General features: G+C 41.8%; 13 protein-coding genes. 4 read left to right on the top strand and 9 right to left on the bottom strand.

Going from position 1 to position 15,136, the window contains the following annotated elements; genetic code table 11:
- Positions 1-11: 11 nt before the first annotated feature.
- Positions 12-1,028, bottom strand: a complete 1,017-nt coding sequence (locus EC846_RS08830; RefSeq protein WP_004772716.1) for an aspartate carbamoyltransferase catalytic subunit — start codon at positions 1,026-1,028, stop codon at positions 12-14.
- 144 nt (positions 1,029-1,172) lie between these two features.
- Positions 1,173-1,526, bottom strand: a complete 354-nt coding sequence (locus EC846_RS08825; RefSeq protein ID WP_123774909.1) for a hypothetical protein — start codon at positions 1,524-1,526, stop codon at positions 1,173-1,175.
- Between the two features lie 283 nt (positions 1,527-1,809).
- On the opposite strand from EC846_RS08825, the gene rlmKL reads away from it, so the two are divergent.
- The gene (gene rlmKL / locus EC846_RS08820) at positions 1,810-4,014 is read left to right on the top strand and encodes a bifunctional 23S rRNA (guanine(2069)-N(7))-methyltransferase RlmK/23S rRNA (guanine(2445)-N(2))-methyltransferase RlmL (protein WP_123774908.1); all 2,205 of its coding nucleotides are present in this window, start codon (positions 1,810-1,812) and stop codon (positions 4,012-4,014) included.
- A gap of 13 nt (positions 4,015-4,027) precedes the next feature.
- Here rlmKL and EC846_RS08815 read toward each other — a convergent pair whose 3' ends face one another.
- Both EC846_RS08815 and clpB read right to left on the bottom strand, forming a co-directional pair.
- Positions 4,028-4,447 carry a hypothetical protein gene (locus EC846_RS08815; protein ID WP_123774907.1) on the bottom strand — a complete coding sequence of 140 codons (420 nt, stop codon included), beginning with the start codon at positions 4,445-4,447 and terminating at the stop codon, positions 4,028-4,030.
- A 169-nt stretch (positions 4,448-4,616) separates the two neighbouring features.
- Entirely contained in the window at positions 4,617-7,196 is a 2,580-nt protein-coding gene (gene clpB, locus EC846_RS08810; RefSeq protein WP_047428187.1) for an ATP-dependent chaperone ClpB, read from the bottom strand.
- Between the two features lie 263 nt (positions 7,197-7,459).
- On the opposite strand from clpB, the gene EC846_RS08805 reads away from it, so the two are divergent.
- On the top strand, positions 7,460-8,260 hold the full coding sequence (locus tag EC846_RS08805) for a M23 family metallopeptidase (protein ID WP_047429153.1): 801 nt from the start codon (positions 7,460-7,462) through the stop codon (positions 8,258-8,260).
- A 71-nt stretch (positions 8,261-8,331) separates the two neighbouring features.
- On the opposite strand, the gene EC846_RS08800 is transcribed toward EC846_RS08805, so the two are convergent.
- The gene (locus EC846_RS08800) at positions 8,332-8,754 is read right to left on the bottom strand and encodes an OsmC family protein (protein ID WP_004772726.1); all 423 of its coding nucleotides are present in this window, start codon (positions 8,752-8,754) and stop codon (positions 8,332-8,334) included.
- Positions 8,755-8,902: 148 nt separating this feature from the next.
- Between EC846_RS08800 and crp the strand changes: the two genes are divergently transcribed.
- Both crp and EC846_RS08790 read left to right on the top strand, forming a co-directional pair.
- The gene (gene crp, locus EC846_RS08795; protein WP_004772727.1) at positions 8,903-9,610 is read left to right on the top strand and encodes a cAMP-activated global transcriptional regulator CRP; all 708 of its coding nucleotides are present in this window, start codon (positions 8,903-8,905) and stop codon (positions 9,608-9,610) included.
- Between the two features lie 203 nt (positions 9,611-9,813).
- Positions 9,814-10,590 carry a M48 family metallopeptidase gene (locus EC846_RS08790; RefSeq protein WP_004772729.1) on the top strand — a complete coding sequence of 259 codons (777 nt, stop codon included), beginning with the start codon at positions 9,814-9,816 and terminating at the stop codon, positions 10,588-10,590.
- 81 nt (positions 10,591-10,671) lie between these two features.
- Here the strand turns inward: EC846_RS08790 and EC846_RS08785 are convergent, their stop codons facing one another.
- From EC846_RS08785 to EC846_RS08770, 4 genes are all read right to left on the bottom strand, one after another.
- Positions 10,672-11,544 (bottom strand): class I SAM-dependent methyltransferase, encoded by an 873-nt coding sequence (locus EC846_RS08785; RefSeq protein WP_123774906.1) that lies wholly within the window; start codon positions 11,542-11,544, stop codon positions 10,672-10,674.
- Positions 11,545-11,638: 94 nt separating this feature from the next.
- On the bottom strand, positions 11,639-13,159 hold the full coding sequence (locus tag EC846_RS08780; RefSeq protein WP_005258105.1) for a flavin-containing monooxygenase: 1,521 nt from the start codon (positions 13,157-13,159) through the stop codon (positions 11,639-11,641).
- Between the two features lie 93 nt (positions 13,160-13,252).
- Complete coding sequence (locus EC846_RS08775) at positions 13,253-14,077, bottom strand: SDR family NAD(P)-dependent oxidoreductase (RefSeq protein WP_032810689.1); 825 nt, start codon at positions 14,075-14,077, stop codon at positions 13,253-13,255.
- Positions 14,078-14,116: 39 nt separating this feature from the next.
- Complete coding sequence (locus tag EC846_RS08770; protein WP_004772736.1) at positions 14,117-15,091, bottom strand: metal-dependent hydrolase; 975 nt, start codon at positions 15,089-15,091, stop codon at positions 14,117-14,119.
- Positions 15,092-15,136 lie beyond the last annotated feature (45 nt).

Here is a 15,136-nt window from a genome sequence, read left to right as displayed (position 1 = left end):
TGATCTATCCCTTACAGTGCAATCGCTTCAATTAAACCTTGTTCTTGTAACTGCCCTTGCATCGCAAGTGCCAGTACAGCCATACGAACCGCAATACCGTTGGTGACCTGTTTTAAAATCACAGACTGATCCCCATCTGCCACGCTCGAGTCAATTTCAACACCACGGTTCATTGGGCCAGGATGCATCACGATACAATCAGGTTTTGCCAGCGCCAGACGCTCTTTGTTTAAACCATACATTTTGTAGAATTCGGCCTGTGATGATAAGGCTGGTGAATCAATACGTTCATTTTGGATACGTAAGGCAATAATCACATCGCAATCTTTCACACCTTCATCCATTTTATTAAACAGACGAACATGCTCACCATATTCATTAAAACCCACTGGCAATAAAGTATTTGGTGCAATTACACGAATGTCTTTACAGCCCAATGTTTGCAACGCTGCTACATTCGAACGTGCTACACGTGAATGTTTGATGTCACCAATAATGGCGACTGTCAGCTCTTCAAATGGTTTCTTGGTCTCACGGCGAATGGTCAACATGTCCAGCATGGCCTGAGTTGGATGTGCGTGACGACCATCACCTGCATTGATAATCGCGACATTCGGACAGACATCTTTGGCAATGAAATGTGCTGCGCCCGATGAAGAATGACGTACCACGAAAATATCCGCCGCCATGGCTTCAAGATTCCACAATGTATCGCGTAGCGTCTCGCCTTTCGAGGTACTTGAACGTGCAATATCGATATTCAAGACATTGGCAGACAAACGTTTTGCTGCTGCTTCAAAAGTGGTACGAGTACGGGTGGAGTTTTCAAAAAAGAGATTCATTACCGTCAGTCCTTCAAGTAACGGACGGTTGATCAAATTATTATTTTCATCTAAAAAGCTTTGCGCTGTATCTAAAATCTTGGTCAAGGTTTCTTTAGAAAGACCCTCAATTGTTAAAAAGTGTTTTAGATTTCCTTGTTGATTGAGCTGAATCTGACTCAAAGTATGCAATGCCGCCAAGTGCATAAGAGATTCCTAACACGTTAAGTTAACGCATTATACAGACTTTAGATTTGGTGCGTAGTTGAAGTTTTCAGCACTTAAGTAAAAAAAGGATGCAATTTCCCCCTTACATCCTTTTTATAATCTATAGCTTATGTGACTTATAACTTAACGTAATGCACCAATATAGTGATGATGAACCTGAGCCTGATAAATTTCTTCCTCGGTTACTTCTATTGAATAGGCATCTGAAGTGACTTCTTTTTGAAGATCTGACGTGTTCTCCTTTACTATCGAAACAGGCTCAGGATATAGCTCGACCAATGGACTCAAGCGTGCCACAAAGCGCTCTAATTCTGGATCTTGAGTATCGAGAGCAATGCCCAGCACATGTTTGGCATAATCCTTATTATTCACCAGATACATCACATCAATTACACGCCCACAAACACGTCTTAAACGGACATACATTTGAGTAGCAATCGTAAATGCCTCAGCATTGACCAAAACTTCGTTCTTCATCACATTCTCCCAGCCTTCAAATTTAAATGCTTAAATTTCATTCGCTTTAAGTAAAATTGTTTGCCAATGAATGGAATACTAAAAAGCAAAAGCTATACCAATTATTCAAATCATGGTTAAAACCGCCCGATCAATTTAAAAAATCGTGCTTAATCACAGCCTATCAATGAAAAAATTGCATCGAAACGATGATAAAGCTGACAATCACACAAATATGCACCGACAGAACAAACAAAAATCAGTTAAAATAGACGATTGCTGAACTGCTTTTTTGGAAATGTGCATGAATTCTACACAACGTCTGACAAACTATTGGGTGACCTGTGCGGATGGACTTGAAACCTTATTACAACAAGAACTCGAACAGTTAGGGATTCAAGACATTCAACGCTTCGCTGGACGTTTGGTTTTTAAAGGCACACTCGAAAATGCATATCGCATTTGTATGTGGTCGCGTCTCGCCTCTCGCGTACTTTTACCGATTCATACACATGAACTAGAACATACACATGACGCCCGTGATGTCGCTGAAGAACTCTATGAAGGTGCGATCAGCTTTGACTGGTCTTTGATTTTTGCACCACAAAGTACCTTTGCAATTCGCTTGCACGTTGAACGTGAAATTAAGGTTAATACTCAATTCGCGACACTCCGTGTAAAAGATGGTGTAGTCGATTCCTTTATGGAAGCTGTGGGCAAACGTCCAAGTATTGATATCAAACAACCAGAAATTACGCTTTATGTATTGGCGGGTAAAACCGAACATACCTATTGCCTAGATTTATCTGGTGATTCTTTACATAAACGCGGCTATCGTCGCTTTATGACCGATGCACCGATTAAAGAAAACTTGGCTGCAGCAATTTTACAAAAAGCACAACTTGCGCAATATCAGCCCGATATTATTCTTGATCCAATGTGTGGTTCAGGTACATTTATTATTGAATCGCTTTTGATCCTGACTGATCGTGCGCCTGGTCTAGTTCGCCGTTTTGGTTTTAATGGCTGGCATGGGCATGACCATGAATTATGGATGTCTCTCAAAGCAGAAGCCGCTGAGCGTCATGAAAAAGCCTTACAGCAGCCATTACCACAATTCTATGCTTATGATGCAGATTGGGAAGCAGTAAAAGCGACACGCCAAAACATTATCGCTGCGGGTTTTGAAAAGTTACTTGATCAAATCCAGATTGAAGAACGCACTTTGGCAGACTGGGATGATTTCCATGCCGAAGGTAAAAAAGCCTTCATCGTCACCAACCCACCGTATGGTGAGCGTTTAGGCGATAAAGCATCGAATCGTTCTTTGTATCTAGGCTTATCTGCCTTACTTCAAAAGAATTTCCCAAATCAGCGTGCAGCAATTATTGCGGCTCAAATTGAGCAGGCAGATGTACTGGCATTTAACGATCCACAAACCTTGCGTTTGATGAACGGTAAATTACCAATTTATACCCGTTTTGGTACGGTAAAACCTGCGACTGTCACTCAACCCTTCTTGGCAAATTGGCAACCACAACAATTCGAAGCGATTGAAGGTGCCGAAGACTTTACCAACCGTTTGCAAAAAAATATGCAAACTTTGAAAAAGTGGGCAGTGAAGGAAAATATCTATTGCTTACGCTTATACGATGCAGATTTACCAGACTTTAATATTGCAGTTGATTTGTACGGTGACAAATTGCATGTACAAGAATATGCACCACCAAAGAAAATTGACCCAGAAAAAGCAAAAAAACGTTTTAACCTTGGTCTTGCTGCAATCCGTGCAGTAACGGGTCTAAATCGTGATGCCATCTTTATTAAAACTCGTGCCCGTCAAGCTGGAACGAATCAGTACACCAAACAAAGTACTGCATCTAAACGCTTTATCGTACAAGAAGGCGATGCACGTATCTTGGTGAATCTGACTGATTATCTTGATACAGGTTTGTTCCTTGATCACCGCCAGATGCGTTTGCGCATTACCAAAGAAGCACGCGGCAAGCACTTCCTTAATCTGTATAGCTATACCTCTACTGCCAGCCTGCATGCGGCTTTAGGTGGCGCAGCGAGCACAACCAGTGTCGATTTATCGAATACCTATTTGAGCTGGTCAAAAGAGAACTTTGTTCTGAATGGTTTAACCGTAGATCATGCAGATGAACAACATATGTTCTTCGCCAGTGACTGCTTTGAGTGGTTAAAAGAAGGTCATGAGCAATACGATCTCATCTTCATTGATCCACCAACCTTCTCTAACTCGAAGAAGTTCTACGGTACTTTTGACGTGCAACGTGACCATGTTTCATTGCTTAAACGTGCCATGAACCGCTTAACCAGCGATGGTACGCTCTACTTCTCAAATAACTATCGTGGTTTTGAGCTAGACGAAGAGATTGAAGCCATGTATCAGGTCGAAGAAATCACTTCTGAAACCATCGGACTGGATTTCAAACGTAATCAAAAAATCCACCGTGCATGGAAAATTCAGCACCCAAGTATTTAAGTGTTTTGAGTATTCACCGAAAGGTAATTTTGCTTTTTTTTACGTTCGGTGAGTCAAACTCATAAATCATAAAGCGATCAGGAGCCTCAGTATGGGGTTTTATGGTCGCTTTTCTTTTCTCACGAACATCCATCACTGTGGTTTTTTTCTGCTCTTCGTAAGCCGAAAAACCTCCTTCGGCAAGCATACTGACACGAATTTCACGTAAATTCCGGTCACTCAACACACGCTGTGAACGCCAGCGTTCCTCCGCAGGCTTTAATGCATCTTGTTGAGCTTTGATAATGATACTTGGCAAGGCATTATTCAATGCACCTGTTTGCAAAGACAAGGTTCCCTCAGGCAATGGCTGTGCAGCATGTCCGATAGAAGATAAAGCGGCGAACAACAAAATTACACACGCACCTGTGCAATGATGTCTGTTATTTTGCATTTTAATTCATCCTGAATTTTTTTCTTATTTGTTTTGAAGCTATCAAGTTTTTATAGACGTGGCAATGTCATTGGTAATATTCCTGTAAAAATCTGACCAGATGCACCAACATAAAAAAAGATGGTGACTTTCATCACCATCTTTTTGGGTAAAACATTAAAACTTCCGCTTAGCTCAGTTTTAACTTATCAAATACCAGATGACCATTCTCACCTTTGATCAGGATATTGTCTCCAGGCTGGAACTCACCAGATAGGATTTTCTGAGCCAGACTATTTTCAACCTGTTGCTGAATCGCCCGTTTCAATGGACGCGCACCATATACAGGATCGAAACCAGCATCAATCAACAGATCAAAAGCAGTATCATCCACAGTTAAGCCCATATCACGTTCACTCAAACGTGTACGTAAACGATCTAACTGAATGTCTGCAATACCACGAATCTGTGCTTTTTGCAGAGAATGGAAAATGACCAGCTCATCAATACGGTTGATAAACTCTGGACGGAAATGCTGCGTTACCGCACTCATCACCACTGCCCGTACTTCATCATCAGTTGCACCTTCTCCCAGTTCACGCACATCTTGCGAACCTAAGTTAGAGGTCATTACGATCACCGTGTTCTTAAAGTCAACCACACGGCCTTGTGAGTCCGTTAAGCGACCATCATCCAATACTTGTAATAAGATATTGAATACATCTGGATGTGCTTTTTCCACCTCATCGAATAACACCACGCTATACGGCTTACGACGAACGGCTTCAGTTAAAACACCACCTTCTTCATAACCGACATAGCCTGGAGGCGCACCGACTAGACGGCTGACAGAATGTTTTTCCATGAATTCGGACATATCAATACGAATCATGGCATCGTCGCTATCAAACAAGAAGTTAGCCAATGCTTTGGTTAGCTCCGTTTTACCCACACCTGTCGGGCCAAGGAATAAGAATGATCCACTTGGGCGGTTCGGGTCAGATAAACCTGCACGTGAACGGCGTACTGCATTGGAAACAGCAACCACAGCTTCATCCTGCCCAACAACACGGTTGTGTAAAAACTCTTCCATATTGAGAAGTTTTTCACGTTCACCTTGTAGCATTTTCGCCACAGGAATTCCTGTTGCCGCACTCACGACTTCAGCAATTTCGTTTTCAGTGACTTTGGTACGAATCAGCTTCGGTTCTTCATTTTCCTCAGCAACTTCGGCCTGCTCCAGACGTTTTTGCAACTCTGGAATGACACCATATTGCAAGCGTGCAGCTTCAGCCAAATCACCTTCGCGTTTGGCTTTTTCCAAAGCACTACGCGCCTGATCAAGTTCAACCTGTGCCTTTTTATCGCCTTCAACCAGTGTTTTTTCAGCTTTCCAGATCTCTTCAAGATCGTTGTACTCTTTTTGCTTTTCAGCGATCTGTTGCTCAAGATGATTTACTTCGGCTTTACTACCCGCATCTTCATCTTTTTTCACCGCTTCCAATTGCATTTTCAACTGGATTAAACGGCGATCAAGTTTATCCAAAGCTTCTGGCTTAGAATCAATTTCCATTTTAATCCGCGATGCAGCCTCATCAATCAGATCAATCGCCTTATCTGGTAACTGACGATCAGTAATATAACGATGAGACATCTTCGCCGCAGCAATAATGGCTGAGTCGAGAATTTGCACACCGTGATGGGTTGCATATTTTTCTTTAAGACCACGTAGGATCGCAATGGTATCTTCTACACTCGGCTCATCCACCAACACTTTCTGGAAACGACGCTCAAGCGCAGCATCTTTTTCGATGTATTGACGGTACTCATCTAAAGTAGTCGCGCCCACACAACGGAGCTCACCACGTGCCAAAGCAGGTTTTAGCATATTACCTGCATCCATCGCGCCATCCCCCTTACCAGCACCAACAAGCGTATGCAGCTCGTCAATAAACAGGATGATCTCACCTTCGTGCTTCGCAAGATCTTTAAGGACTGCTTTTAAACGCTCCTCAAACTCACCACGATATTTTGCGCCCGCAAGCAATGAGCCCAAGTCAAGTGAAAGCACACGCTTGTTCTTTAAGCTTTCTGGAACTTCCCCATTGATAATACGTTGTGCCAAACCTTCAACAATCGCTGTTTTACCCACCCCAGGTTCACCAATCAACACGGGGTTGTTTTTAGTACGGCGCGATAACACCTGAATGGTACGGCGAATCTCATCATCACGACCAATCACGGGATCAAGCTTGCCCGCTAAGGCACGTTCAGTTAAATCAATGGTGTATTTATTGAGTGAGTCACGTTGATCTTCATGATTATTGCTCATGACTTTGTCATTTCCTCGAATATTTTCAATTACTTTACGTAAACTATCTGGCGTAACACCCACACCATTTAAAATGGTTTTGGTTTCGCCTGTTTCTGCCAGACCGAGTAACACCCAATCGGTTGATAAAAACTCATCACCTGCTTTCTGTGCATAACGGTCAGCTAAATTCAGCGCCTTTACCGCTTCAGGATTAAGATTGATATCACCCGTAGGATTTGCCAAGGTTGGTGCATTTTGCAATGCTTGTTCCAGTTTCTGCTTTAACTCTGGTAAACGTGCACCCGCTTGTTGCAGCAAACTCAAATTGGCAGGTTCTTCCAATAAGGTAGAAAGAATATGAATACCTGCAATCGAGGTATGGTCTTTACCCATTGCCAATGATTGTGCATCTGAGAGTGCTTGCTGTAAGCGGTTTGTAAATTTTTCAAATCGCATTCTTGTTATTCCTCACAACAAATTTCTAACTTATCACTTAGATGGGAACGCTTTTCTAAATTTCAAATAAAAATTTATATATTTTTCAATATTTTATAAAACATTATATAGATAAAACTCAGTAATAATATGGGTGTATAAACAATCTATTTCAAGTATCTTTTGTATAATTTTTCTGTCTATTCGATTCTGAACAAAATCATTGTTGTGATTTTTGACCGAACGATTTAGCTTAACACTTTAGTTGATTCAAAATGATGCTCATGTACTTAAAAAAATTTTTACTTGGCGCAGCTTGCCTACTTCCTCTTCATTCGGCATTTGCCCAACTTCCACAAGATTCTCGCCGCGCTGGTGGGATTGCAGTCATTCCCTTGACAGCAAATACCACTCAAGTGTTTTATGAGCAAAAACCTGTACTCATTACACAAGAAGGCGCACAACGATATGCCGTGTTTGGTATTCCACTTTCTGCGCCATTAGGCAGTTTGAGCTTAACCACCAATGCTTCTCCGATTCAGATCGAAGTAACGCCATACCGTTATGCGGAACAACGTTTAAACGTCAAGAATCAGGATTATGTCAATCCTAATCAGGATCAGCTCGACCGCTATGCACGTGAAGCAAAAGAACAAAATGATATTTATAGTTCATTTACTCAAAGTAACTGGAATAGCTTCCCCAATTTCATCCGCCCTACCGCAGGTAAATTTAGCAACTCTTTTGGCAGAAAACGCTTTTTCAATGGTGAAGAACGCGCACCACATTCTGGCCTCGATATTCCAGCACCTGTAGGACAGAAAGTGGTAGCCCCTGCGGATGGCGTTGTTGTAGGAACAGGCAATTATTTCTTTAATGGTAATACGGTACTGATTGATCATGGTCAGGGGCTGATCAGTATGTTCTGCCATCTCAGCAAAATTAATGTAGAGAAAGGCCAACGCATCCAGCAAGGTGAGATACTTGGGCTGGTCGGTAAAACAGGACGCGTAACAGGCCCACATTTACACTGGGGAATGAGCCTGAATAATGCTCGGGTAGATCCACAATTATTTTTAAAATAAACAGAGCAACAAATAAAAAAGTGATCGGTTCAAAACAGATCACTTTTTAGCAAAACTTAATAGTTTAAGCTTTACGCAGCTTCAATAATTTCGAAGTCGTGGGTAATTTCGACACCACCATCAGAAAGCATTTTGCTGGCTGAACAATATTTCTCAGCAGACAATTCGACTGCCTTTTCCACCTGTTTAGATTTCACAGCTTTACCAGTCACAACGAAGTGCAAATGAATTTTGGTAAACACCGCTGGAATGCTATCTGCTCTTTCTGCTTTAAGCTGACATACGACATCGGTCACATCTTGACGAGATTTCTTTAAAATAGTCACAATATCAAACGAAGCACACCCACCAAGTCCCATTAAAATCAATTCCATAGGACGTGGACCACGGTTTTCACCCCCATATTCGGCAGAACCATCCATCACCACACTGTGGCCACTTTCTGATTTTGCTTCAAAAGCAACATTCTCTAACCAATGTACACTTGTTTGCATTGCAACTACCCGAAAAACGTTATAAATTTACTCTGTTCTTGTACACTAACATAAAATGAGTTGATAAGGAATTTCATCTCTTCTGTGTAGAAAAGGCTCTTTCAAGGGTCTGTGCGATCGGTTTTATCCAAATTCGGAAATTTTAAGCATGACTTCAAATTTTTCACAACTTAGCACTGATGCTTTATCACCAGGTCAACTACCTGAATCAGTTAAAGCGCTGCTAAAACGTGCTCATATTAATAGATATCCTAAACGCACCACGATTGTTGACGCTGGAACGGAATCAAAATCACTGTATTTAATATTAAAAGGTTCAGTGTCAATTATCTTACGTGAAGATGACGAACGTGAAATCGTAGTTGCCTACTTAAATCCAGGCGACTTCTTTGGCGAAATGGGGCTTTTTGAAAAGAACCCTCAACGTACCGCAGAAGTACGTACACGCGATGTCTGCGAAATCGCAGAAATCACTTACGACAATTTCCACGAGTTAAGTAAACAATATCCAGACTTAAGCTATGCTGTGTTTGCTCAACTGGTTCGCCGTCTTAAAAACACCACACGTAAAGTGACCGATCTGGCATTTATTGATGTGTCTGGTCGTATCGCGCGTTGTTTAATTGACTTATCTGCTCAACCAGAGGCAATGATTCTGCCAAATGGTCGTCAGATTCGTATTACCCGTCAAGAGATTGGTCGTATTGTCGGTTGTTCTCGTGAAATGGTTGGACGTGTCCTCAAGACACTTGAAGATCAAGGCATGATTCAAACTGACGGTAAAGCCATCTTAATCTTTGATGCTTCTTTGGAAGAAAATGCTTTCCCTGAAGATGAGTATGATGACGAAGATTAATTTGATCTAAGATCGGATTAATCGCTATAAAGCCAGTGCACTGTCACTGGCTTTTATGTTTTAAATCAAAATTTATAACAATTGCTGATTACATAATTACAATGATTATAGAGGTATTCAGAATGTTAACTGGTGTAAACATTTTTTATAATCCACCATGATCATGACTATATTCATAAGATACTGATTTGGAGAGAATAAGTATGAAGAAATTAGCTTTAAGCCTTTGCGCTGTAACTGTGATGACAATTTCTGGCTGCGCATCGTTCGCAGATATGGCAGGTGCGGACAGCGCGACTTTAAACGCGCAATCAGCACAAAGTTTCTCAAAAATGACTCAGGAAGCGCGTGCTAAAAACCAGTTGGATAGTAGCTCAAGTACATATCAACGTATCAACACCGTATTCAACCGCTTAAAGCCTTATGCGGATCAAATGAATCAGACAGGTCAACGTTTTGATTGGCAACTTGCGGTATTAAAATCTGATACGGTCAATGCTTATGTTGCACCAGGCGGTAAAGTGGTCTTCTATACAGGTATTGTTAATAAGCTCAACCTGACCAATGACGAAATTGCAGCGGTGATGGGCCATGAAATGACGCATGCCTTAGAAGAACATGCAAAGAGCAAAATCGGTGCACAAGCTTTAACTAATCTTGCAATTGGTATTGGTAAATCTTATGCAGGCAACAGCATTGGTGATCTAGGTGGCGCTGCAATTGATTTAGGCAGTCAGGTTGGTATCGGTCTACCTTACTCACGTAACCTTGAAAGCCGTGCTGATTACGGCGGTTTAATGTTGATGGCAAAAGCAGGCTATAACCCAAATGCAGCAATCAGCCTGTGGGAAAAAATGAATCGCTTAGATGGCGCTGGTGGCAGTTCATTCTTGTCAACTCACCCATCAAATACACAACGTATCAGCGACATGCGTAAAAACCTGCCAGCAGCGATGGCCGTTTATAATAAACGCCGCTAATCCATAGCATCAGCAGCATCTGCCCTTAAGTGCCTATGTGCATTTAAGGGCTTTTTTATTCTTGCCTCTGGCTCATCCACGCTAAGCTAACTGTAAGTGCAACATATGCGTTGCAATGGTATGACGGATATGATCTGGACGAGCATGAAAATAACGCTCACTCAACCCATCACCTGATAAATCTTCAATCACGTTATATCCCATTTCAGCAACAGCTTGATGCAATGCTTTCGGTCTAAATTGACCTTTTAATGGTTCCTTTAAAAATCGGGTAAATTGGGAGACAAATAAGCTTCCGAAACGTTCAATACCTTCCAGCTCCCGATAATCAATTGAATAGTCCAGAACCACTTCACTTCCCTGTGCAGCAATTTTTGCAATGCTGGCTAAGGTATTGAGGGTTGTTTCTGGTTCAAGATAATGTGTCGTACCCAGCCACGAGAAAAAAGCTGCTTGATCTTGCTTCAGCGAACTACGTGCCAAAGCGTCTGCAATAGATTCTTTTTCAAAATCGATTGCAACAAACTCTACATTCGCTGGGAGCTCTCCCAATTGTCGTAATTTATTTTGTTTTTCGGCTTGGGTATCAGGATGATCCACTTCGTAAATCTTGAGCTGAGGAAATTGTTGTGCCTGCCTCAAGGTAAATGAATCTAGCCCCGCACCGACTAAGACATATTGCTCGACACCACGTTCAATGGCTGCATAGAGCTGATCTTCTGCATAACGTGAACGTCCTACCACTTGTCCTGTTAATAAGCCCAAGGTGCGGTTAAACACGGAAGAATTCATTAGCTTGACGGTTAATGGCGTGCTGAGCAATGCCTTCCAGCCTTTACTGGTTAGCTCGAATGCAAAAGGATCAGCAAAGACAGGATCTGCGGCATTCTGAAAATGATTGGCACGCAATGCAGCAGCCGCTTCCGCGGTTCGGCTTGATTGTCCTTCTTTCATTATTCCCCCCCATATTTCTTTCTATCTTGCAAAAAATAAGCAGCAAATTCCATCCTTAGATAAAATTTACTGCTCTTTGATGATTGATCTAGAATCAGTTAGTTTTTTCAGTCTGATAGGTCACTTGATAATCATTCAAGTCCATACGTTTTAAACGTTGCTTCAACTTTTTCAACGACCAAGGCCAAGCGGCAAAGTTACGACCATTGGCATCTAAATAGTAACTCTTACATCCACCCGCATTAAACACGGTGGTTTTAAGATGTTTCTGTACCAATTCATTATGCTGCTTAATCACTTCAGGCTTAATGTTGAGTTTGGCAATGCCTTTGTCTCTGATTTTAAGTAGACCATCTACGATATAATCCAGCTGAGCTTCAGCCAAGCCAATAAATGAATCATAAACCAGTACGTTAGGCCCCAATACCAAGAATGCATTTGGCACATTTTCAATGCTGGTACCCAAATAGGCTTCTGGCGAACTGCTTTTCCATAAATCATTCAGACATTCACCTTTTTCATTTGAAACACGTTTGCCAATCGGTGGATGAGACACCTCAAAGCCTGTTCCCCAAATAATCACGTCCACTTCATGACGCTCACCATTTGCTGAAACAACGGTATTGCCTTCGACCTTCACCAATCCATGTGGAATCAGTTTAGTATTCGGTTGTTGTAAAGCAGGATAATAGTTGTTGGCGAACAATAAACGTTTACAGCCAATGGTAAAGTTCGGCGTCACATTTTTACGTAGTTCAGGATCTTCAATCTGGAAGCGTAAAATCAGTTTTGCCAATTCACCCACAGGTTTTAATACCGCTGGATTACGTAAACCAAAGTTGATCGCATTCAGAGACTGGGCAACCGTTTTACGCCAAGTCTTTTGAATCAATGGAAACTTCTCAATCAGCGCTTTGCTGACGTCACCCAAGTCGGTATCTGGTTTTGGTACCACCCATGGCGCAGTACGTTGATACACATACAGCTCTTTGGCTTTTGGCTGAATCTGCGGTACGAACTGAATGGCAGATGCACCTGTACCAATCACTGCAATACGTTTATCTGTCAAATCATAATCATGATTCCATTTAGCTGAATGGAACATTTCACCTTTAAAAGTTTCCAGTCCGTCAAGTTTTGGAATTTGTGCTTCAGTAATCGGTCCTGTTGCAAAAATCACGGTCTTAGACAAGTACTGTCCTTTATTGGTATCAATCACCCAGAGATTACGCTGGTTATCCCATGCTGCATTGAGCAATTCCGTACCAAACTCGATTTTTGAGTTCACCCCAAAATTTTCACTCACTTCTTCTAAGTAGTTCAGAATTTCAGGTTGACGCGCAAACAAGTGACTCCATTTTGCACTTGGCGCAAATGAGTAGGAATATAACGCTGAGGGTACATCACAGCCACAACCTGGGTAAGTATTTTCACGCCATGTACCACCGACACGTGTCGCTTTTTCAATAATTTTGTAGTTGCTATACCCCACCTGATCCAGACGAATTGCTGTCGCAATACCTGAAATACCAGCACCAACGATAAAAGTATCGTAAATGTGCGAGGGTAAAGCCTTTCCTTCAGCTGAATTTAATTTTTTTGCTTGAGCTGTCATTTAAAATGTCCTTTGTATCATGTAGCTGAAATAGTTGATTACCAACAGGTTCTCTCTTTATTTCACTCTTTCAGTTCTATTGCTTAATCAGGGTTATTTCATAAATCGATATGATGTGCCCAAAAATTTTGCATATAAATTTGGTGCCGTGCGTTTCATGAGCCAGAATAACTTGGCATCAATCTGTGGAATGGTATAAAGCTCATTTTTATCCAGACGGTCCAACGTCAGCTTTGCGACCTTGTCACTGGTGGTAAAGGCCAGATTGGTCAATGCATAGTCCAGAATCCCTTTATGTGGGACTTTGCCATTCTTGATAATGTTGGTTGGCACCAGCGTTGGACAGAGTACATTTACCTTGATGTTATGTTTACGAAGCTCGGCAGAAAGCGTCTCCGATAATGCACGTACACCCGCTTTAGTGACGTTATAGGCTGTCATTTCGGGTGCAGCTGTATAAGACGCCGCAGATGCAACATTGATAATCGCACCACGACCGAGCTGTTTAAATTTAGGTACGAAATAATGGCAGCCGTGAATAACGCCCCATAAATTGATATCAGAGACCCACTTCCAGTCTTCCAGCGAAGTTTCATCAAACTTGCCGCCTAAACCAACACCGGCATTATTGATGACCAATGTGGTTGGATGTTGCATCAGTTGCTCAGCCTGTTCTGCCAGCTTTTCCACTTGCTTGGCATTACCAACATCACATTTCACCGCAAATGCTTTCGCACCAAGCGCTTCAATCTGCGCTACAGTTTCTTTGGCTGCGTCTAAATTGATATCTGAACACACCACAGTGCCGCCACGTTTCGCCAATTCAAGCGCAAAACTACGACCAATCCCGCTTCCTGCACCCGTCACCACAGCAAATGCTTTTTGGCTTGGCTTGGTTTTCTTAGCAAATAATCTCATCATTGTTTTCCCAGCAATATCATATTGACTTGGACCAAGTTATGCAGAAGCTGCACGTACAGGTGGCACAAACTCTTTAAGGAAATAAGGGCTTAATAATCCTGTTTCAGGATTCAGTAAACGCTCTTTGTAGTACGCCATATACGCTGTCGTATCATGGTCATTGGGATGGAAACTTGGACGCAGATACTCAAGAATATGCATGAAACTGCTACCGAACACGCCACGTTCACTACCGAATAACAACGCGGTACTCTCCACAATATCCTTCATATAGCGAGGATTAATCAGATTGCTTGGTTTCCGTACAAATGGCATCAGATAGCCACCCAGTGAAACACCCCCTAAAATTGTCAAACTGGCCAACAGGAAACCTGTAATTCGGAGCCAATAATCACCAGACAACTCAAGGAACACATCATAGGCAATATCTTTATGCTCTGACTCTTCCAACATATGCCACATCCACATGGCACGTTGTCTTTCATCTTGTGAGCCAAGTAAATATTCTTCATGCTGCATCATAAATTCAGCAAGCACAGCCGTGTAATGTTCAATGCCCGCCATCAATGAAAGCTGTAAAGACTGTGGAAGTTTATAGATCCCATAATCAAACACCTTTCCAGCAATCGCACGTAATAACTCGACTGGATAGCCATTTTCTTTCAGCACTTCATCATTAAACTGATTATGAATTTTTGAATGAATAGCTTCCTGTCCAATCAAAGAAGTCAGTCTTTGTTTTAAAATCGGATCATGAATAAAATCACGATGGTGACGAGCCGTTTCAATCACCACATCTTCACCAAAGGTCAAAAAAATGGATAAGGCATGAAAGTAAGAGGTTGCTAATTCTTTATTTAAGAAAAATCGTTCATCTAGTTCTGACGGATTAAACTTAAAGTCAAAATGACGAATTGGAATGGGCGATTTATTTGCTAGGTTCTGAATAATCCCCTGATATTTCGTACTTAATTTGTCTGAAAAGACATTTCGAATCATTTGAGCAACCATGGCTTGATCCCCAGAGAGAATAAAAGTCCAACAACAGCACATCGA

Source organism: Acinetobacter sp. BIGb0102, assembly GCF_003815055.1.
GTDB classification, from domain to species: Bacteria; Pseudomonadota; Gammaproteobacteria; order Pseudomonadales; family Moraxellaceae; genus Acinetobacter; species Acinetobacter vivianii.
This window is presented reverse-complemented; position numbering and strand designations above follow the sequence as displayed.

Bases quoted from the DNA above. Each gene is read 5' to 3' on its own strand.
- EC846_RS08830 (WP_004772716.1), bottom strand. From the start codon at position 1,028: ATGCACTTGGCGGCATTGCATACTTTGAGTCAGATTCAGCTCAATCAA.
- EC846_RS08825 (WP_123774909.1), bottom strand. From the start codon at position 1,526: ATGAAGAACGAAGTTTTGGTCAATGCTGAGGCATTTACGATTGCTACT.
- rlmKL (WP_123774908.1), top strand. From the start codon at position 1,810: ATGAATTCTACACAACGTCTGACAAACTATTGGGTGACCTGTGCGGAT.
- EC846_RS08815 (WP_123774907.1), bottom strand. From the start codon at position 4,447: ATGCAAAATAACAGACATCATTGCACAGGTGCGTGTGTAATTTTGTTG.
- clpB (WP_047428187.1), bottom strand. From the start codon at position 7,196: ATGCGATTTGAAAAATTTACAAACCGCTTACAGCAAGCACTCTCAGAT.
- EC846_RS08805 (WP_047429153.1), top strand. From the start codon at position 7,460: ATGTACTTAAAAAAATTTTTACTTGGCGCAGCTTGCCTACTTCCTCTT.
- EC846_RS08800 (WP_004772726.1), bottom strand. From the start codon at position 8,754: ATGCAAACAAGTGTACATTGGTTAGAGAATGTTGCTTTTGAAGCAAAA.
- crp (WP_004772727.1), top strand. From the start codon at position 8,903: ATGACTTCAAATTTTTCACAACTTAGCACTGATGCTTTATCACCAGGT.
- EC846_RS08790 (WP_004772729.1), top strand. From the start codon at position 9,814: ATGAAGAAATTAGCTTTAAGCCTTTGCGCTGTAACTGTGATGACAATT.
- EC846_RS08785 (WP_123774906.1), bottom strand. From the start codon at position 11,544: ATGAAAGAAGGACAATCAAGCCGAACCGCGGAAGCGGCTGCTGCATTG.
- EC846_RS08780 (WP_005258105.1), bottom strand. From the start codon at position 13,159: ATGACAGCTCAAGCAAAAAAATTAAATTCAGCTGAAGGAAAGGCTTTA.
- EC846_RS08775 (WP_032810689.1), bottom strand. From the start codon at position 14,077: ATGAGATTATTTGCTAAGAAAACCAAGCCAAGCCAAAAAGCATTTGCT.
- EC846_RS08770 (WP_004772736.1), bottom strand. From the start codon at position 15,091: ATGGTTGCTCAAATGATTCGAAATGTCTTTTCAGACAAATTAAGTACG.